An 18,079-nucleotide genomic window follows, 5' to 3' on the forward strand; every position below is an offset into this window, starting at 1 on the left:
CATAGGCTGTAGCTATCCGGTAAGCTCCGAGAGCATTTGCAGAGAATTCCTGTATGACCCAAAACCTGTCCAACGCCGAACAAGCCCTGCGCGACGCAGCCCGCGAATACCATCGCAGCCCCAACAAGGGCAAGATCTCCGTCACGCCCACCAAGCCCTTGTCCAACCAGCGCGACCTGTCGCTGGCCTATTCGCCCGGCGTGGCCTACCCCTGCCTGGACATCCAGGCCGACCCCTCGCTGGCCGCCGAATACACGGCGCGCGGCAACCTGGTCGGCGTCATCACCAACGGCACGGCCGTGCTGGGCCTGGGCGACATCGGCCCGCTGGCCGGCAAGCCGGTGATGGAAGGCAAGGGCTGCCTGTTCAAGAAGTTCGCCGGCGTCGACGTGTTCGACATCGAACTGGCCGAGCGCGATCCGGACAAGCTGATCGAGATCATCGCCTCGCTCGAACCCACGCTGGGCGGCATCAACCTTGAGGACATCAAGGCGCCCGAGTGCTTCTACATCGAGCAGGAGCTGTCCAAGCGCATGAACATCCCCGTGTTCCATGACGACCAGCACGGCACGGCCATCATCTCCAGCGCCGCCCTGCTCAACGGGCTGGAGCTGGTGGACAAGCAGATCGGCAACGTCAAGATCGCCGTCTCCGGTGCCGGCGCTGCCGCCATCGCCTGCGTGAACGTGATGGTGGGCCTGGGCGTCAAGCGCGAAAACGTCTTCATGTGCGACTCCAAGGGCGTGATCTACGAAGGCCGCCCCGGTGGCCTGGACGCCTCCAAGGCCCAGTACGCGCAAAAGACGGACGCCCGCACCCTGGCCGACGCCGTCAAGGACGCCGACGTCTTCCTGGGCTGCTCGGCTCCCGGCGTGCTCACTGCCGACATGGTCAAGACCATGGCCGACAAGCCCATCATCCTGGCCCTGGCCAACCCCGAACCCGAGATCCGCCCCGAGCTGGCCAAGGCCGTGCGCCCGGACTGCATCATGGCCACGGGCCGCTCGGACTACCCCAACCAGGTCAACAACGTCCTGTGCTTCCCCTACATCTTCCGCGGCGCGCTGGACTGCGGCGCCACCAAGATCACCGAAGCCATGAAGCTGGCCTGCGTGCGCGAAATCGCCGCACTGGCCAAGCAGGACGTCAGCGATGAAGTCGCCGCCGCCTACCAGGGCAAGGAGCTGAAGTTCGGCCCCGACTACCTGATCCCCACGCCCTTCGACACCCGCCTGATCCTGCGCATCGCGCCGGCCGTGGCCAAGGCTGCCGAAGAGTCCGGCGTTGCCACCCGCCCCATCGCCGACTACGACGCCTACCGCGAGAGCCTGACCCGCTTCGTCTACCAGACCAGCATGTTCATGCGTCCGGTGTTCGCCGCTGCCAAGGCCAACCAGCAGCGCGTGGCCTACGCCGAAGGCGAAGACGAGCGCGTGCTGCGCGCCGCCCAGGTCGCCGTCGATGACGGCCTGGCCAAGCCCATCCTGATCGGCCGCCCCGCCGTGATCGAGGCCCGCATCGCCAAGGCCGGCCTGCGCCTGGTGCTGGGCAAGGACGTGGAGATCTGCAACCCCGAGGACGATCCGCGCTTCCGCCAGTACTGGGAAACCTACCACCGCCTGATGGGCCGCAACGGCGTTACGCCCGAGACCGCCAAGGCCGCCGTGCGCCGCTCCAACACGCTGATCGCCGCGCTCATGGTCCACCTGGGCGATGCCGACGCCATGCTCTGCGGCCTGGTCGGCAAGTTCGACAGCCACCTGGCCCATGTGCGCGACGTGCTCGGCCTCAAGCAAGGCGCTGGCGAATTCGCCACCGTCAACGCCGTGATGCTGGACAGCGGCACGCTGTTCATCGCCGACACCTACATCAACGAGGCGCCCAACGCCACCGAACTGGCCGACATCGCCCGCCTGGCGGCCGAGGAAGTGGCCCGCTTCGGCCTGCCGCCCAAGGTGGCCTTCCTGTCGCACAGCAACTACGGCTCGTCCAGCCGCCCCTCGGCGCTGAAGATGCGCGCCGCGCGCGACCTGTTCGCCGCCGCCAACCCCGACGTGGAATGCGATGGCGAAATGCACGGCGACTCCGCCCTGTCCGAAGCCATCCGCGACCGCGCCCTGCTCGAGTCCTCGCTGCACGGCGAGGCCAACGTGCTGATCTGCCCCAACCTCGACGCCGCGAACATCCTGTTCAACGTGCTCAAGACCACGGGCGGCCACGGCACGACCATCGGCCCCATCCTGCTGGGCGGCGCTGCAGCAGCCCACGTGCTGACCCCCTCCGCCACCGTGCGCCGGGTGGTCAACATGACGGCCCTGGCCGCAGCCCAGGCCATCGCTGCCCGCGGCTGATCCGCGCCGCACCCAAAAAAGGCGCCCCTTCACAGGGGCGCCTTTTTTACGCCCCCTGCCCCGGCAGGAGCGGCCTAAGCCCGGCTAGAATACGCAGCTTCGGAGGTTTGGGTGAGTGGTTTAAACCAGCAGTCTTGAAAACTGCCGACGGGCAACCGTCCGTGAGTTCGAATCTCACAGCCTCCGCCAGATGACTAGGAAACAAGCGCCTCTCAGGGCGCTTTTTTCTTGTATCCATCAATCTACCCATCAATACTGAAGGTATGCGTTGAAATCGTTCGCACTGTCAGATTGAGATCCACCCTTCCTTCGAAACAGCATCGGTTGGCGGATCTTTCGGGGTTGGCGTAGAGCGGCGGCTCCTGCCCTGGAGCTCCCAATGCATGCGCCGCGAGCCGTAGGCGGCCTTGCCCCCGCATGGATGCTCTCCATCAGGCCCACGGCCTGTGGGTCCGTCAGGTGTGTGCGACCTGGCTTGCCGCTGCGCTTGCAAGCGCGGTACCCAGGCTGCGTGGCACGCCTCAGGCCACGTTGTCAGTACCCATGGCACGTTGACTGCCATAGGGGTGCTGTAGGTTGCTTACCCATGGTGAATGCCATAATACAAGTCCGTATGGACTCCTTGTAATAGCCTCCCTTTCCTCACCCGCATGACCCACCGGCAACGACTGATCAACGCAGTTTTGTTCTTTGCGAAGAACGCGAACTACTGCGGCAAGATCAAGCTCTTCAAGCTGCTGTACTTGCTCGACTTTGAGCACTTCCGGCAGACGGGCAAGAGCGTGACCGGCTACGACTATCAGGCTTGGAAGTTCGGACCAGTCCCAGTGGACTTGATGGAGGAATGGGAACAGCTGGAGCCGGATCTTGCTCGGGTTGTTCACATCATGCCCGAGCAGGTGGTGGACTTCATACGGTATAGCGTGAAGGCGAACGACGGAGCAGAGTTCGACGACAGCGAATTCACTCCGCGTCAACTGCGCATCATGACCGAACTGGTGGATAAGTACCGCGATACGCTTTCTGCAGCAATGATTGATGTCACCCATGCACAGAACGGTGCTTGGGACAAGGTCTGGCAAGACGGCAGGGGCGCACACCAGCCAATACCCTATGCGCTGGGCATCGCCGACGATGCGCCAGAGAAACCCATCCTTCTTGAAGTTGCGAAGGAACAGGCGATGCATGAGGCATCTCTGGCTGCAGAGCATTCCCCGGCGAACTGACTGATCCTGAATGGCGTTCTTCAAGGCTAACACCTTGTGGTGTGACTCGCGGTATTACCTCAACAAGGAAACAGGCGAGTACATGCGTAAATATGTGCTGATCTTGGCAACCAGTCCGAGTGGAGACGATGCTCTGTCGGCTGTACTGACTTCCAAAGCTAACGGGTTGCGCGAAGAACCTGCATGTGACCCTGGACCACCTCGGGCTGGTTACTACGTCGGGGTACCTGGCGACGGCTTGCTGAAGCCTACGTGGGTGGACTTCAGCAGCGTGAAGGACGAAGACGACTTCGATTTTAAGAAGCTCGTCGGCAATGGCCGCATAACCTCTCATGCGCTCACCCTACCTGATGCCATTTTCTGCGGCATCCTGCGCTGCTTAAGTAAATCAGAGGACATTAACAACCGGCAGCATAAGTGGCTTGCCGCGACAATTGCGTCCCTGGGTTGCCCCTACTAGTGGTGAGAACCAGAAGTTCGTATACAGAATTGGGCGACAGATTTCAGAATCTGGTCAGCCGACTTTGTCCAGATGAAGAGCTTGGGCGAAGCATTACTGTTGGCCACATAGGCCCTGATATATAGCTCCCATCCCCTTCCGTCCATCGTTCGTCTTCGCATAGACTCTCGCTCATGGTGGAATCAACGGTGATGCCGTCCCCACCTAGGGCCTGAGAAGGCCTGGGGCCGCGACTCAAGCGGCTCAAGGTCATTCCGCCAGAGGAGCCCCGGATAGGGCCAACCAAAAGTGGATAAAGCCGAACGCTGGAAGTCATCCTAGGTAGACGGACAGCTAGTGTCTGGCAAGGCACGATAAATCAAGCCGACCCTCATGAAGTTGGCGGGCCCGCCAGCGAGACTTTGGAGTAATCCATGATCAAGCTGTGTGTGCAGTATGGAAAGCTGAAGTTCAGCCTGTCGGTCCCCGGCGCTCTGATTCTGGTAATCCTGTTCAAGCTGCTTTAGTAGTACGGGGCGGGGCTTGCACCCGCCCCCGAAACTAAATCATGACGACCTTTGTTCTGCATGTTGCTTTCCCTTGCAGTGGTGCGCAGCACAAAGCCTCGCTAGGCGAACCGTGCGGTCCGGTGTTCTCGGGAAAACATTGCGCGCGCTACCTGGACACCCAAAGTGGGGGTCCGGCTCCTGCTGCATGATCAGGCCGAGCAGCCGCCGTGCCCTGAATTTTGGATGTGAAGAATCTGCGGGAGCTATGGGTTCAGCCCGATCATTTCTTGTTTCGTGAGTCCTCGGGTATACAGCCTCCAATCGTAACGAGCTGTTGCACGACTTGCGCCCGTAGGTCATCATCCGGGGCAAGGGAGGTGATGATGGACGCTCAGTCTCTGTACACACGCCAAGCTGCTGCTTTCCGCAGCGAGATGAAACAGACGTGCGCTGCACTGGTCGGCATTGTTCAAGGAGTGCTTGCCGACGGCGAGTTGCACGACCGGGAAATCCAGTTCCTCGATGAATGGCTGACCAAGGCAGAGAGTGTTTCTCTCCTCTGGCCAGGCACCGTCATTCATGCCCAGGTTAAGCACATCCTCGCCGATGGCTTGGTCACGCCTGAGGAACGAGCCCACCTCATTGCCACGCTCAATGCGCTCATCGGCGGCGCTTTGGACCAGTTAGCCGAGACACCCCGCGTCACCACACTAGCCTTTGACGATGATGTGGTGATCGAGCACCACGAACGCCTGTTCTGCTTCACGGGAGATTTCGCATTCGGTCCAAGGAGCATCTGCGAGAAAGCAGTGATTGCCCGCGGAGGGAATGTTGCCAATGTCACCAAAAAGCTTCACTACCTGGTCATCGGTGGCCTTGGCAGTGCCGAATGGAAGCACGGATCTTTCGGGACAAAGATCGAGAAGGCCATGGAGCTAAAACAGAAGGGACTGGATCTCAAGATCGTCCCAGAAGATGCATGGGCCACGGCGCTTGGCGCAACGCCAGAGCACACGATTTAGGAAGCCGTCGCTTGAAGCAACTTGCTTATGTCGGCCGTGAAAACCACTGTGACCCCGGTTCGCGCACAAACCTTCTCAATCTCACTGGATAGGTCAATGTGGAGATCTTCTCCGCGAAGACCCTGCCACATTGCCACGTAGTGCAGTGCGCCGGTTTTGGTGGCGCGTATCTCGCGCTCAACTCCACCTTTGAATGGCAGAGGGGGTAGTTCTCCCCTTGCCGCTGCCAAGGCGATCTCAGACCATGCTGCGCGCTGTGCACTTCCTGCAAGCCACGCGGAAATCAGCCCCTTGTCCGCACCTTCTTGGCGCTCGTCCCATGACGTACCTTGCTCAGGTGGATTGATGGCAGATGCGGTTATCAACACTGGCTCCTCCATTGAGTGCCGGGGATGATAGCTGGCTTCCGCCTTTGAGCTGCATGCAGTACCCGGCTCAAATTTGAGCCGGGCCTTATTCCGCCCATTGGAGCAAGAGCGAGTGCTCAACTGAGCCTTGCATCGGCCGTGTTGGTGCGGCGGCGCGTCTCGTCAGCGATCTGATTCACGGTGCGGCACCCCTGCACCGGCATCGAGATGTTCCGGACGAAGCCGCCGCCACCCCTTCGGACGGAGATCGACACGGCCACTACCGGAACTCATCAGGAGCGTCCTGCCGCCCTGGGTGAGTAGCTCATTGTCATTGTCTTTCTCATTCACCCCGTAGAACTTGCCGGCATGGACAGGACTGCCGTTCGCGCGCTCCTCCGAAGAGCCCACCCAGGAAGTCCAAGATGCCGCCACCAGAGGGCACCGCTTGGCCAAGCCAGTTGCTGCCGACGCCTCCTGACTGACCGAAACGATGCGCTGCCGCAGCTTGACCAGGCTCTGCCGATTCCTGCCAACGTTGGTGGCGCACAGGGGCTGCCAGTTGCTGAGCCGCCAGAACAGCGACTGATCCCCGCGATGCGGGGTGATGTAGCCAACGACCGTGGCAGCCTCGATCCTGCCCTGCACTTGGTACATGACGCACAGCGGGTGCTCCCCGCAAGAACTGGTCGCGGGCCTTCTGCCATTTGTAGCCGTAGCCCCGCTGAGCCTCCGTCTGGTCGCTGATGCGCCAGCTGCCGGCCTGCATCTTCTGCACGCGGTGGGTATCGAGGACAGGAAGCTTGCTCTTCAGGGTCTGGAGCTTGAACATGGCAGGCCCCAAAATGAAAACGCCACCCGAAGGCGGCGATAAACAGCAAAGCCTGACATGGCCGGGCCTTGTGAGTCAAAACGAAGAATCGCTCCTATTCGTCAGACTGTGTCGCGACAATTAAGGATTTTGTACCGTTTCGTCAATACTGGACCAATAGCTCGTCAAATCCTTATAGTGGAAACCTGCGGTAGGCTTGGAGGCATCATGAATGCTGAACAACACCACCTTGCCAGCGTCACGAGAGACATAGTTCTGCGAGTAACTGGACCAGTAGTCCTGGAGCGTATAAACCGTCTGCTGCGTAGTTTTATTGATAACACGAATCGTATGCCCGATGGCACCTGCTTGGCTGACACTTTCGATCACCAATCGATACCACGTGTTTTCTTGCATAAATGGGTTGCCAAGTGCGCCTCTCGGATGCTGCGCTGACATCGGGTGATGGGAATCGCCGTTTTGAGCACCGGGGTAGATTTCGATCTCCTCCAAGGCAATACTTCCGCTGCCATAACCCCAGTTTCCGGCAATCACTGCACCCCCTCGATTATCACCCGGGACATAAGGGACACTGTTGCTACCTTTATGCCTGGAAATAATACCCATGTGACAGAAATTCAAATACCCACCTACAAACATCACATCCATTGCGATAGTATGCCGATTGAGGGCAGGGTTGTAGTAGGAGGGCTTTCCGGTGTCATCAAACACCAAAACATAGGGATTCGTTTGAAGAATGTGCCGCGAACCTGCGGTCACTGGGAAGCCAGATGCATTACTGCAAAATTGTTGCGCACCGACCAAGCCTTTTGATGTCGTCATAAGTTTTTACTTTCGTCTATGAAGGCGCTCGATGGCACTCAGGTTTGGGGTTCTCGACCCTCAAGGAATTCATCGTCCCGCAGCGCGGGCACTTGATGTTCAGGTGCTGGAACACCCCAGCAGCCAGCTTTCGATTGCAACTGGCACATCTCATTTCTTGCATCGTTGAAGTCTGCTTGTTGCATTGACTTTATTGTGCTGTTGGCAACGGCGGCTATCCAGGTCAGCACCGCGTGAGGGCGGCACTCACATCACACCCCAAAGGGATGGCGTCGCCAAAGCATGAACAAAGCAAAAAGCCCGCAGAGCGTGAACTGTGCGGGCCTTGTCCATGCAGCCCAAGCAGCGAGTCACGGTGGCGGCTCTCGCACAGCGCGATGCACACGTACTGCCGGTTCTGCTTGACGTGTTGCGCCTCACTCAGGTCAGGGGTGTCGCACATGCTGCAGGCCAGCTCCTTCACTGCGGCCAGGCGCTCGCGCTCCCGGTCGTTGAGCTTGTTCAGCATGCGGACAGCTGCAGCCACGCAGCCCGCCGTGAGCCTGCAGGCAACGGCCTCCACACATTCTTCACACAGTCTTTACATTGGATTAACCAAGCAGACATAAGCTGCCGGGCTTCTAGCGCTCGCGTAAGCCAAGAGTCCGTAGCCAACGCTGAAGCTCCCGTTCGACCGCCTTCCTGGGAATTTCCCCTGTGCCAGCGCACTTGTCGTCGCCGCTGGCATTTCCTATGACCCATCCCGTCCCCTCACAAGCAGCGAGCGCGATCACGCGAAGCGCTCCGCTGGCCATGCCCGCACCGTCGCTTTCCCTGGACATCAAGGTCCTCATCGGCCTCTTTCTCTTTTCGGTGGTCTGGCTGCTGCAGATCGACAGCTCCAGCCTCACGGCACCCAAGGACAACCTCGAACAACTGACCTGGGTGCACAGCCTGGAGTGGGGCTACTACAAGCACCCGCCCCTGCCGACCTGGCTGCTTTCGGCGCCGGTCCATTTGTTCGGCCTGTCTGCGCGCACCAGCTACGCCACCGGCGCGCTTTTCACGCTGGCGGGCCTGTTCCTTTTCTGGAAGCTGCTGAATGACTTGCGCGGCAGCGGCTACGCCACGCTGGCCCTGTTGGCGGCCATGTGCATCACCTACTACAACGAGCGGATGCACTTCTTCAACCATGAAGTCGTGCTGATGCCCTTCTTCGTGGCCAGCGCCCTGCTGGTGTGGCGTGCGGTGGGCAGCAGGCAGCTGCGCTGGTGGGCCGCCCTGGGCTGCTGCCTGGGGTTGGGCGCACTGGCCAAGTACCAGATGATCCTGGCCGCCGTGGCGGTATTCCTGTTCTGGCTGGCGTCAGGCGCCTGGCGCGAGCGGGTCCACATGATCGGCCTGGTGCTGGCGGCGGCCATCTCGCTGGCCATCATCTCGCCGCACCTGTACTGGCTTTTCCTGAACGACTTCGGCCCCATCCGCTATGCCACCGAATCCTCGCTGGGCGCCAGCCTGGGCGGTGGCGCAAGACTGCTCAATACGCTGCACTGGCTGGCAGACCAGTTGCTGAACCGCGCGCTGCTCGCCTGGGTGCTGCTGGGACTGGTGATGGCCCTGCACCGCCGCAGCCGCCGTGCGCCGCAGGACACACCGCAGCGTCCCGGGACAGCCGATGCATCGCGCGCGCTGATCCTGTGCTTTGGCCTCACGCCCATCGTGCTGACCTGCGCCATCGGCATCTTTGCGGGCTCGTCGCTGCAGCTGCACTGGGGCACGCCCTTTCTGCTGCTGGCCGTTCCCGTCGCCATGGAGCTGGCCGGTGCCAGGCTGCACCCGTCGCGCATATCGATCACCACCGCCATCAAGTGCTTCGTGGCGCTTCAACTGGCCTTGCTGCTCGTGGCCCAGATGACCTCGGCGCGCAGTGAACTGCGGCTTAACAGCCGGCACTGGAGAAACTTCGATTCAAAGGCCTTGAGCCAGGCGCTTGCCGAACCCGCGCGCGAAGCGCTGGGCGGCGATATCCGCGTGATCGCAGGCCCCACGGCCGAGGCCAAGGCCCTGGCCCTGAAGCTGCGCGAAAAGCCACTGGTGCTGATCGACGGGCGCATGGACATCAGCCCCTGGATTTCCCAGCACATGGTGGATGCCTGCGGCGTGCTGCACCTGCAGCTGGCGGCATCGCAGCCGCCCGGCCATCAGCCGGTGGGAGAAGGCTTTCCATCCCTTTTCTGGCGTGTCACCCCGCCGGAGGAAGATGCGGGCAGCTGCGTCCCAAGCTGAACAGGGTGATGGCTGGGCCGGGCACTAGCGAACCAGCACGTGCCGCACATCGATGGCAAAGCCGCTCAAACCCTTGCCCGGGGTTTCGCCGTCTTCGACGTCCACATCGAACAACTGCCAGTGCGCTTGCCTGCCTTGCGGCAAAGGCAGACAGGAGATCTGCGGCCCCATGTCGATCATGGCTGCGATGTCATTGACAGCATGCGCCTGTGCCGCGCGCACCAGGGGCATCAGCAAGTCGTCGGCAATGCCCAACGCGCGCAGGCGGCCCAGCGCCTGCTGCGCATCGCTGAGCAACGGGCCTTCGTTGACGTTCAGATCTCCTTGGTGCAACTGCTCCAGCCAGCGGCTGTCTCCGGCAGCCGCCACCTCGCTGCACAACCCGTGAACCAGTGCCGCCATGGCCACGGTGGGCTCTCCGCGGCTTTCGCTCAGAGCCCATAGCACGGGCTCGGCAAAACCCAGGGATTCGTAGTACGGAAAAAGCGCGTGCAGCTCGGGATGCTGTTCGAGCAGGTATTCGCTGTAAGTCTTCTTGGGCTTCTTGGACATGGGCGCGCTATGTGTTTCAAATCAAGGCTTTTCAATTTTCTGCTGTCTGGGCTGAATCACGGTCACATATCCAATGACCATTCCACCGATCAAGGCCATGGGCCAACCCAAAAGAAACACCACCACATAGGCCATGGATGCACCGCCGCCTGCATAGGGCGCGCATTCTTGTGCATTGGCCCACAGACTGAAAATCAGCACCGTTGCCGCAGAAACCAGGCAAGGCCAGGAACTGGGCCAAGCCAGCATGCCCAGCGGCACCAGCATCACGAGTGCATTGGCAAGCCAGAAACGGGTCAGACCTGCATGGCACCAGATCTGTGTGAACAGGGATTGAATGGGAAAGCTGGCAAGCAGGGCCAGCATGCCAAGCCGTCTGACCGCGTAATGGCGACGCAAAAATCCAGGCCTCATGTCACATTGCCTTGCTCGAGAAATGATGGGCAGAAAGAATACGCTGCCTGCGGGCCGCGCCTGTCCGCATTGCGTGATTGCACCCATTGTTGAGAACCACCACCGTGCCCATGAAATCCCCTTGCGAAGAACTCATCGACATGCTGGGCCAGCCCTATGACGCCGGCAAAGTGGCCCGACTGCTTGGCCCATTGGGCGTCAAGCGAATGCCCAGGCCGTCGAGCCATTTTGACGACGACATCATCTGGTCCGCCAAGTCCTCGCTGCGCATCGATGTCTATCGTCCCCGGGCACTTTCCAGGCGGACGGGGAGAGACTGGGAGGATGGCGATGTCTGGCTCATTGGCTCCGTGCATTTTCTTGCGCCGGGGGCAGACAGCAGAATCCGGGCCGTATTTGCGGGCAGCCTGCCTTCGGGGCTGAGCATGCGATCCGCACCTGAAGCGCTGGTGGCGGTTTTTGGGCCGCCGCAAATGGATGATGGGATCGAGCGACCGGGACATGGCGGACGTCTGCTGGCCTGGCGCAAGCCGCAGGTCAACATCGTGGCCAAGTATGAGGACGCGGGCGAAGCTGGCTCCATCACCAGCTTTGTGGTGTGCCTCATCGGCTGCATAGGCGCATGGCGCCACGACGATCCGGAGGTCTTCGCGCCCTGAGGACCTGGCGGCCAAATCGCGCCTTGCATCCTCAACCCAGGGCAGGCGCTCGCAGATACCCCATCAGCACCTGCACGATGCCATCCTCCAGGGCCTGGGGGGTGAACATGGCCGGCGGATCGATGACGGCGGCATGCACCAGGGACTCCATGGTCTGCAGCAGCATCCAGGTGGCCAGGTCCAGATCGCGGTGGGCGAGCTGACTGCGGTGCAGCTCCAGGAGCTGGCGCACCTGGCGGAAGATTCCGCCGTCCGCCGCGCTTTGCTCGCGCGGCGCGTCGAAGAAGGGGAACTCCTTTTCCAGCACCCGGTGCAGATCGGGCTCGACCCGGTGCGCCGCCAGCAGCGCGCGGACCATGGCCTGCACATGGCCTTGCAGGCCCTGCGGCCGCTCGGCCGCAAGCACGGCGGCAATGGCCGCGTACATCTGCGCCGCGTGGCGCTCGTGCAAGGCCGTGATCAGCGAGTCCTTGTTGGGAAAGTACTGGTAGAGCGAACCCACGCTCACACCTGCGCGCTCGGCCACCAGATTGGTGTTGGTGGCGGCGTAGCCGCGTTCTGCAAGAACGCGAGCCGCGGCCTCCAGAATGGCCTCGACCGTGGCAAGGGAACGCGCCTGCCGTGGCTGCTTGCGGGGCTGGGGCGGCTGCCGCTGCGCCGCCTGCGAATGCGAGTTTTCAATGCGAGCCATGGCTCATATTCTCCTGGACATGTGACCTGAGTTTTTACTCGTATTTGAAAGGGAATGCACATGTCTTCCGGAATTTCGCCATCCGCGGCCGCGTCGCCGCCGGTGAACGCATTCGCGCGGCTGCTGCCGCTGACGCTGGCGGTCTTCGTCAGCTTTCTCTGCCTGGGCATGCCCATGCCCGTGCTGCCCCTGCACCTGAGCCAGACCCTGGGACTGGGCACGCTGGGCGTGGGCACGGTGATGGGCTGCCAGTTCGCGGCGGCCCTGCTGTCGCGGGCATGGGCCGGCTCTCTGGCCGACACACGCGGCGCCAGGCGTGCCGTGGTGCTGGGCATGTTGCTGGCCGCCGCTTCGGGCGTGGCCTACCTGATGTCCCGCGCCTTCGAGGGCGGACAGGCCGCAGTCTGGGTGCTGGCCGCCGGCCGCGTGATGCTGGGCTGCGCCGAGAGCCTGATCATCACCGGCGCCCTGAGCTGGGGCATGGGAATGATCGGCCCGCAACATGCCGGCAAGGTGATGGCCTGGGTGGGCATTGCCATGTACGGCGCCTATGCGGCGGGCGCGCCGGCCGGCGTGGCAGTGCAGGCGGCCTGGGGCTTCTCGGGCATTGCCGTGGCCACCATCGTGCTGCCGCTGGTCGCCCTGGCCATGGTCTGGGGCCTGCGCGCCACGCCGGCTGCGGCCCAGCGCCGCACGCCGTTCTACAAGGTGCTGGGCACGGTGTGGCTGCCCGGCCTGGGGCTGGCCCTGTCCAGCGCGGGCTTTGGCGTGATCACCACTTTTGCGGCGCTGCTGTTCGCGTCGCGCGGGTGGGGCGCGGCCTCGCTGGCCTTCACGGCCTTCGGCCTCGCCTTCATCGGGGCGCGTTTGTTCTTCGGCCATCTGCCTGACAAGCTGGGCGGCGTGCGGGTGGCGCTGGCCAGCATTCCGCTGGAGGCGGCGGGCCTGCTGCTGATCTGGGGCGGCGGCGATGCGGCCTGGGCCTATGCGGGAGCCGCACTCACCGGCTTCGGCTATTCGCTGGCCTTCCCGGCCTTCGGCGTGGAAGCCGTCCGCCGTGCGCCACCCCAGGCGCGCGGTGCGGCCATGGGGGCCTATGTGGCCTTCTTCGACCTGTCCATGGGATTGACGGCTCCCGCCGCCGGGCTGCTGGCCAGCGTCACCGGCGTGGGAGATGTGTATTTCGCCGCCGCCGTGAGCGTGGCGCTGTCCATTGCCGTGGCCCTGCTGCTGCGCGTGAACGCAGCCCGGGGAGCCTCCCATGGCTGAGCCGATTCACACCCCCGCCGGCACGCAGCGCGCCCTGGGCACCGTGGTGAACGTGCAGTCCATCACCCCGCGCATGCGCCGCATCACGCTGGGCGGCGAGCAGATTGCTGCCTTCTCCCGAGCGCCCGCAGCGGATGCGCCCGCTGCCTGGGTCAAGCTGTTCCTGCCGTCCGGCGAAGGCCGGGCCTATACGCTGCGCAGCGTGGACTGCCAGGCCGGCACGCTGGACATTGACCTGGTGCTGCATGGCGATGCGTTCAATGCCAAGCATGAGAACAACACCTCAGCTGGCGGCGACGGCCCCGCCTCCCGCTGGGCCGCCCAGGCCCGCGTGGGCGAGCAGGTGGCCATTGCCGGCCCGCGCAGTGGCGGCTTCGCCCCACCGGCCGACACCGATTGGATGATGCTGGCAGGCGATGCCTCGGCCCTGCCGGCCATGCAGTCCATCGCCGCGAGTCTGCCGGCATCCGCCCGGGTCAAGGCCTATGTGGAAATCGTCGACGACGGCGAATGCCAACCCATGGACAGCGCCGCCAACTGGCGCACCGAGTGGATCACCGCTGCGCCAGGCCAGCCCGGCCAGAGGCTGTGCCAGCGGCTCATGTACCGGCCGCTGCCGCTGGGCACCGGCTATCTGTGGATGGCCGGCGAGTCCGGCGCCATGCGCACGTTGAAGATGCACTTCCTGGACCGTGGCATCGCCCGCACCCAGTTGAGCACCAAGGGCTACTGGAAATCCGGCGAGGCGGACCACAAGGATCGCTAGAGCCGCTAGGGCTGCGCGCAGCTTTCTCCACCCATCAACAGCGCCACACCCCCCGGGTAACCACCCGGACGCGGGATGCAGGCGCTCACTAGAATCAAAAAATGAACTTTGACATCAACATTCAAATTCAATGAAAACCGATGGCTGCCAGACGGCGCCTCCCTCGGCCTCCGAACTGCATGCGGCGTATGCAGCCGGCACGCTGACGCCCATGCAAGCCACGGAGCACTGCCTGCGGGTTGCCTGCGCAAGCCAATCCGTGTTCACGCGCATCACGGCGGACCGCGCGCTCGAAGAGGCCCGGCAGTCCACCGAGCGCTGGCGCGCGGGCCGGCCGCTGGGGCCGCTGGACGGCATCCCCATCAGCTGGAAGGACTTGTTCGACGTGCGCGGCACGCCGACCACGGCGGCCTCGGCCCTGCTGCAGTCGGCCGCGCCAGCCCGGGCCGACGCCACCGTGGTGGCGCGTGCCGCAGCGGCCGGCATGGTCTGCCTGGGCAAGACCAATCTCAGTGAGTTCGCCTACTCGGGCCTGGGGCTCAATCCCTGCTTCGGCACGCCGGTGTTTGCACATGAGGGAGGCCACGACCGGGCGCCCGGAGGCTCGTCCAGCGGCGCTGCGCTGGCCGTGGCCCTGGGGTGCGGGCCGCTGGCCATGGGCACGGACACGGCGGGGTCCGTGCGCATTCCCGCCGCCTTCAACGGGCTGGTGGGCTATCGCGCCAGCAGGGGGCGCTATTGCCTGCAGGGCGTGTTTGCGCTGGCGCCGTCCCTGGACGCCCTGGGGCCGCTGGCCCTGAGCGTGGCCGACTGCATGGCGCTGGACCGCGTGCTGCGCGGGCTGACCGACGACGGCCATGCCAACGCATCCCCCGCCGCGGACCTGCGCAATCAGGTGTTCTGCACGGACCTCAGCCTGCTGGATGACGACCGCGTGCAAGCTCCCGTGCGCAACAACCTCCTGTCCTCCCTGGCCTTGCTGGAGACCCGGGGTGCCCGCGTGGAGCGCCGCACGCTGCGCAGCCTGCGCGCCGTACGGACGCTGACCCGGCGCCATGGCTGGCTGGGCGCCCATGAAGCCTTTGCCACCCACCGCGCACGCCTGGACGATGCCGATCAGGCCGCACGCATGGACCCGCGCGTGCGCCAGCGCCTGGAGGCGGCCAGGCATCTGAGTCCTGACAGCTACCGGACATTGATCGCCCAGCGCGCACCACTGATGGCCTTGTTCGCGCAGGAGCTGGGCGATGCCACCCTGGTGCTGCCCACCACGGGCCACACCGCACCCCTGCTGCTGCCGCTGCTGGACGACGACAGGCTGTTTGCCGAAACCAACCTCGCCACGCTGCGGCTGACCATGCCCGGCAGCTACCTGGACACGCCGGCCGTGGCCCTGCCCAGCGGCGTGCAGCGCATTCCCGGCCTGGACGGCAGGCCTGCGTTTCTGCCCACGGGCCTGCAGCTCATGCGCCCCCGGGGCGATGACGACCGGCTGCTGCGCATTGCGCTGAGCGTCGAACAGGTTCTTTCCCCCTCCACCGTTCCCATTGATAGGAGTGCATGACATGAGCAAGGAAATCCAGATCACGTTTGGCGTGGACGTCGATGCCGTCGGCGGCTGGCTCGGTTCGTATGGCGGGGAGGACTCTCCCGACGACATCTCGCGCGGCATGTTCGCGGGCGAGGTCGGTTCGCTGCGGCTGCTCAAGCTGTTCCACAAATACGGCCTGAAGACGACCTGGTTCATTCCGGGCCACTCCGCCGAGACCTTTCCCGAGCAGATGAAGGCCGTGGTGGACGCGGGCCACGAAATCGGCATCCACGGCTACAGCCATGAGAACCCGATTGCCATGACGCCCGAGCAGGAAGAGGCCGTGCTGGACCGCAGCATCGAAGTCATCACGCGGCTGGCCGGCCGCGCGCCCACGGGCTACGTCGCTCCGTGGTGGGAATTCAGCCCGGTCACCAACGAGCTGCTGCTCAAGAAAGGCATCAAGTACGACCACAGCCTGATGCACAACGACTTCCACCCGTACTACGTGCGCGTGGGCGACCAGTGGACCCGCATCGACTACAGCAAGCATCCGGACACCTGGATGAAGCCCCTTGTGCGCGGCAAGGAGACACGGCTGGTCGAGATCCCCGCCAACTGGTATCTGGACGATCTGCCGCCCATGATGTTCATCAAGAAGTCGCCCAACAGCCACGGCTTCGTCAACCCGCGCGACATAGAGCAGATGTGGCGCGACCAGTTCGACTGGGTCTACCGCGAGCACGACTACGCGGTCTTCCCCATCACCATCCACCCCGATGTCTCCGGCCGCCCCCAGGTGCTGCTGATGCTGGAGCGCCTGATCGAGCATTTCCAGTCGCATGAGGGCGTGCGCTTCATGACGTGCGACCAGATCGCCGACGACTTCCTGCGCCGCCAGCCGCGTTGATGCCGCATCCCACCTCAGCGAGGACACCATGAATACCTCCGCCATTGCCTCCGACGCCCCAGGCGCCGGCCATCCGACCCCGGCCGGGATCGATGCCCCCTGGACCGCGCCCACCGTGACGCGCAGGCAGGTCAGCTACGCCACCTGGGTCTGCTTTTTCGCCTGGGTCTTTGCCGTCTACGATTTCATCCTCTTCGGCACCCTGCTGCCGCAACTGGGCGAGCACTTCCAGTGGAGCGCCGAGCAGCAGGCGCGCCTGAACACCTGGGTGACGCTGGGCACGGTGATCGTGGCCTTTGCCATCGGCCCCATTGCGGACCGGCTGGGGCGGCGCAAGGGCATCATCATCGCCGTGGCGGGCGCCGCGCTGTGCTCGGGACTGACGGCGCTGGCCGGCTGGGTGATCGGCCTGTCGGCGGGCCTGGGCTTCGTGCTGCTGATCGTGGTGCGCTCGCTGGCGGGCCTGGGCTATGCAGAGCAAAGCATCAACGCCACCTACCTGAGCGAGCTGTTCTCCCTGGTCTATACCGACCCGGCCTCGCTGCGCCGGCGTGGCTTCATCTACTCGCTGGTGCAGGGCGGCTGGCCTGTGGGCGCCGTGCTCACGGCCGTGCTGGTGGCCCTGCTGTATCCGCTGGGCGAGCGCTGGTTCGGCCAGGGCGGAGGCTGGGCGCTGTCCTTCGTGTTCGCCATGTTCCCGGCCCTGGTGATTGCCGTGCTGGGCCGACGGCTGGTGGAAACGCCCCAGTTCCTGACCGCGCGGCGCGTGGCCGATCTGCGCCGCGCCGGGCGCGAGGCAGAGGCCATGCGCCTGGCGCAGGAGCATGGCGCCAGCCCACAGCAGGAGCAGCACACCGGCCTGTCGGCCATGTTCCGCGGTGCCTCGCTGCGGCCCACGCTGTCGCTGGCCCTGGGCTTTTTCCTGAACTGGTTCGCCATCGTGATCTTCGCGGTGCTGGGCACCTCGGTGCTGGGCGGCGCCGGCGGCACGCCGGGCAAGGGCGTGGATTTCTCCAGTGCGCTGCAGGTGCTCATCATCTCCAATCTCGCGGGCTTTCTGGGCTATGTCTTCCATGGCTGGCTCGGTGACCGCATAGGCCGGCGCAACGCCGTGGCCATCGGCTGGATGCTGGGTGGCCTGGCCTTCGCGCTCATGCTGAACGCGCCCTCGGGCGACTTCTGGCGCATCGTGCCGCTGTACTCGCTGGGGCTGTTCTTCCTGATCGGCCCCTATGCAGCCGCCCTGTTCCTGATCGGCGAGAGCTTTCCCAGCCACATCCGTGCCACGGCCAGCTCCTTCGTCAACGCCATGGGCCAGGTGGGCGCCATCGCGGCAGGATTTGGCGTGACCTGGACGCTGTCGCAAGGCTCGGACTGGGTGCAGGCGGCGCTGTACTGGGGCGCCATTCCCTGCGCGGCCTCGGGCCTGCTGATGTTTCTGGCGCCCCATGTCGATCCCGAGACCGTGAAGTGA

The 18,079-nt window shown here is 63.8% G+C and carries 18 protein-coding genes, 1 tRNA gene and 2 pseudogenes; 12 read left to right on the top strand and 9 right to left on the bottom strand.

What is annotated here, in order from left to right; all coding sequences use genetic code 11:
* The first annotated feature begins 53 nt into the window (after positions 1-53).
* Both DELCS14_RS22630 and DELCS14_RS22635 read left to right on the top strand, forming a co-directional pair.
* Complete coding sequence (locus DELCS14_RS22630) at positions 54-2,351, top strand: NADP-dependent malic enzyme (protein WP_012204029.1); 2,298 nt, start codon at positions 54-56, stop codon at positions 2,349-2,351.
* Positions 2,352-2,452: 101 nt separating this feature from the next.
* A tRNA-Ser gene (locus DELCS14_RS22635) sits at positions 2,453-2,540 on the top strand.
* Between the two features lie 172 nt (positions 2,541-2,712).
* On the opposite strand, the pseudogene DELCS14_RS30870 reads toward DELCS14_RS22635, so the two are convergent.
* Positions 2,713-2,855, bottom strand: a pseudogene (locus tag DELCS14_RS30870) (IS3 family transposase); the annotation flags it as partial.
* Between the two features lie 146 nt (positions 2,856-3,001).
* On the opposite strand from DELCS14_RS30870, the gene DELCS14_RS22640 reads away from it, so the two are divergent.
* The gene (locus DELCS14_RS22640) at positions 3,002-3,577 is read left to right on the top strand and encodes a Panacea domain-containing protein (RefSeq protein WP_013803718.1); all 576 of its coding nucleotides are present in this window, start codon (positions 3,002-3,004) and stop codon (positions 3,575-3,577) included.
* Positions 3,578-3,587: 10 nt separating this feature from the next.
* The gene (locus DELCS14_RS30875; RefSeq protein ID WP_013803719.1) at positions 3,588-4,037 is read left to right on the top strand and encodes a hypothetical protein; all 450 of its coding nucleotides are present in this window, start codon (positions 3,588-3,590) and stop codon (positions 4,035-4,037) included.
* Here DELCS14_RS30875 and DELCS14_RS31335 read toward each other — a convergent pair.
* Positions 4,034-4,156, bottom strand: a pseudogene (locus DELCS14_RS31335) (IS630 family transposase); the annotation flags it as partial. The gene DELCS14_RS30875 and the pseudogene DELCS14_RS31335 sit on opposite strands and share 4 nt — an antisense overlap.
* A gap of 749 nt (positions 4,157-4,905) precedes the next feature.
* Here DELCS14_RS31335 and DELCS14_RS22650 point away from each other — a divergent pair.
* On the top strand, positions 4,906-5,547 hold the full coding sequence (locus DELCS14_RS22650) for a BRCT domain-containing protein (RefSeq protein ID WP_043796435.1): 642 nt from the start codon (positions 4,906-4,908) through the stop codon (positions 5,545-5,547).
* A 530-nt stretch (positions 5,548-6,077) separates the two neighbouring features.
* On the opposite strand, the gene DELCS14_RS31340 is transcribed toward DELCS14_RS22650, so the two are convergent.
* The 4 genes from DELCS14_RS31340 to DELCS14_RS29595 form a co-directional block, all read right to left on the bottom strand.
* On the bottom strand, positions 6,078-6,551 hold the full coding sequence (locus tag DELCS14_RS31340) for a hypothetical protein (protein ID WP_228676804.1): 474 nt from the start codon (positions 6,549-6,551) through the stop codon (positions 6,078-6,080).
* A 295-nt stretch (positions 6,552-6,846) separates the two neighbouring features.
* Positions 6,847-7,548: a hypothetical protein gene (locus tag DELCS14_RS30195; RefSeq protein ID WP_013803722.1), complete on the bottom strand. Its 702-nt coding sequence runs from the start codon at positions 7,546-7,548 to the stop codon at positions 6,847-6,849.
* Positions 7,549-7,564: 16 nt separating this feature from the next.
* Positions 7,565-7,711, bottom strand: a complete 147-nt coding sequence (locus tag DELCS14_RS30200) for a Com family DNA-binding transcriptional regulator (protein WP_013803723.1) — start codon at positions 7,709-7,711, stop codon at positions 7,565-7,567.
* 60 nt (positions 7,712-7,771) lie between these two features.
* The gene (locus tag DELCS14_RS29595; protein ID WP_013803724.1) at positions 7,772-8,056 is read right to left on the bottom strand and encodes a hypothetical protein; all 285 of its coding nucleotides are present in this window, start codon (positions 8,054-8,056) and stop codon (positions 7,772-7,774) included.
* A gap of 284 nt (positions 8,057-8,340) precedes the next feature.
* Between DELCS14_RS29595 and DELCS14_RS22665 the strand changes: the two genes are divergently transcribed.
* Positions 8,341-9,813 carry a glycosyltransferase family 39 protein gene (locus DELCS14_RS22665; RefSeq protein ID WP_013803725.1) on the top strand — a complete coding sequence of 491 codons (1,473 nt, stop codon included), beginning with the start codon at positions 8,341-8,343 and terminating at the stop codon, positions 9,811-9,813.
* A gap of 24 nt (positions 9,814-9,837) precedes the next feature.
* On the opposite strand, the gene DELCS14_RS22670 is transcribed toward DELCS14_RS22665, so the two are convergent.
* Entirely contained in the window at positions 9,838-10,365 is a 528-nt protein-coding gene (locus tag DELCS14_RS22670; RefSeq protein WP_013803726.1) for a hypothetical protein, read from the bottom strand.
* Positions 10,366-10,386: 21 nt separating this feature from the next.
* On the bottom strand, positions 10,387-10,731 hold the full coding sequence (locus DELCS14_RS22675) for a hypothetical protein (protein WP_013803727.1): 345 nt from the start codon (positions 10,729-10,731) through the stop codon (positions 10,387-10,389).
* A 158-nt stretch (positions 10,732-10,889) separates the two neighbouring features.
* On the opposite strand from DELCS14_RS22675, the gene DELCS14_RS22680 reads away from it, so the two are divergent.
* Complete coding sequence (locus DELCS14_RS22680) at positions 10,890-11,438, top strand: hypothetical protein (RefSeq protein WP_013803728.1); 549 nt, start codon at positions 10,890-10,892, stop codon at positions 11,436-11,438.
* A 31-nt stretch (positions 11,439-11,469) separates the two neighbouring features.
* Here DELCS14_RS22680 and DELCS14_RS22685 read toward each other — a convergent pair whose 3' ends face one another.
* Positions 11,470-12,129, bottom strand: a complete 660-nt coding sequence (locus DELCS14_RS22685) for a TetR/AcrR family transcriptional regulator (RefSeq protein ID WP_013803729.1) — start codon at positions 12,127-12,129, stop codon at positions 11,470-11,472.
* A gap of 60 nt (positions 12,130-12,189) precedes the next feature.
* Between DELCS14_RS22685 and DELCS14_RS22690 the strand changes: the two genes are divergently transcribed.
* The 5 genes from DELCS14_RS22690 (at position 12,190) to DELCS14_RS22710 (ending at position 18,079) form a co-directional block, all read left to right on the top strand.
* On the top strand, positions 12,190-13,398 hold the full coding sequence (locus tag DELCS14_RS22690; RefSeq protein ID WP_013803730.1) for an arabinose transporter: 1,209 nt from the start codon (positions 12,190-12,192) through the stop codon (positions 13,396-13,398).
* On the top strand, positions 13,391-14,164 hold the full coding sequence (locus DELCS14_RS22695; RefSeq protein ID WP_013803731.1) for a siderophore-interacting protein: 774 nt from the start codon (positions 13,391-13,393) through the stop codon (positions 14,162-14,164). Before DELCS14_RS22690 ends, DELCS14_RS22695 begins: the two co-directional genes overlap by 8 nt.
* A gap of 130 nt (positions 14,165-14,294) precedes the next feature.
* Positions 14,295-15,728 (top strand): amidase, encoded by a 1,434-nt coding sequence (locus DELCS14_RS22700; RefSeq protein ID WP_013803732.1) that lies wholly within the window; start codon positions 14,295-14,297, stop codon positions 15,726-15,728.
* Position 15,729: 1 nt separating this feature from the next.
* Positions 15,730-16,605: a polysaccharide deacetylase gene (locus DELCS14_RS22705; RefSeq protein WP_013803733.1), complete on the top strand. Its 876-nt coding sequence runs from the start codon at positions 15,730-15,732 to the stop codon at positions 16,603-16,605.
* Positions 16,606-16,633: 28 nt separating this feature from the next.
* Positions 16,634-18,079 carry an MFS transporter gene (locus DELCS14_RS22710; RefSeq protein WP_013803734.1) on the top strand — a complete coding sequence of 482 codons (1,446 nt, stop codon included), beginning with the start codon at positions 16,634-16,636 and terminating at the stop codon, positions 18,077-18,079.

The organism is Delftia sp. Cs1-4, assembly GCF_000214395.1.
GTDB lineage: Bacteria > Pseudomonadota > Gammaproteobacteria > Burkholderiales > Burkholderiaceae_C > Comamonas > Comamonas acidovorans.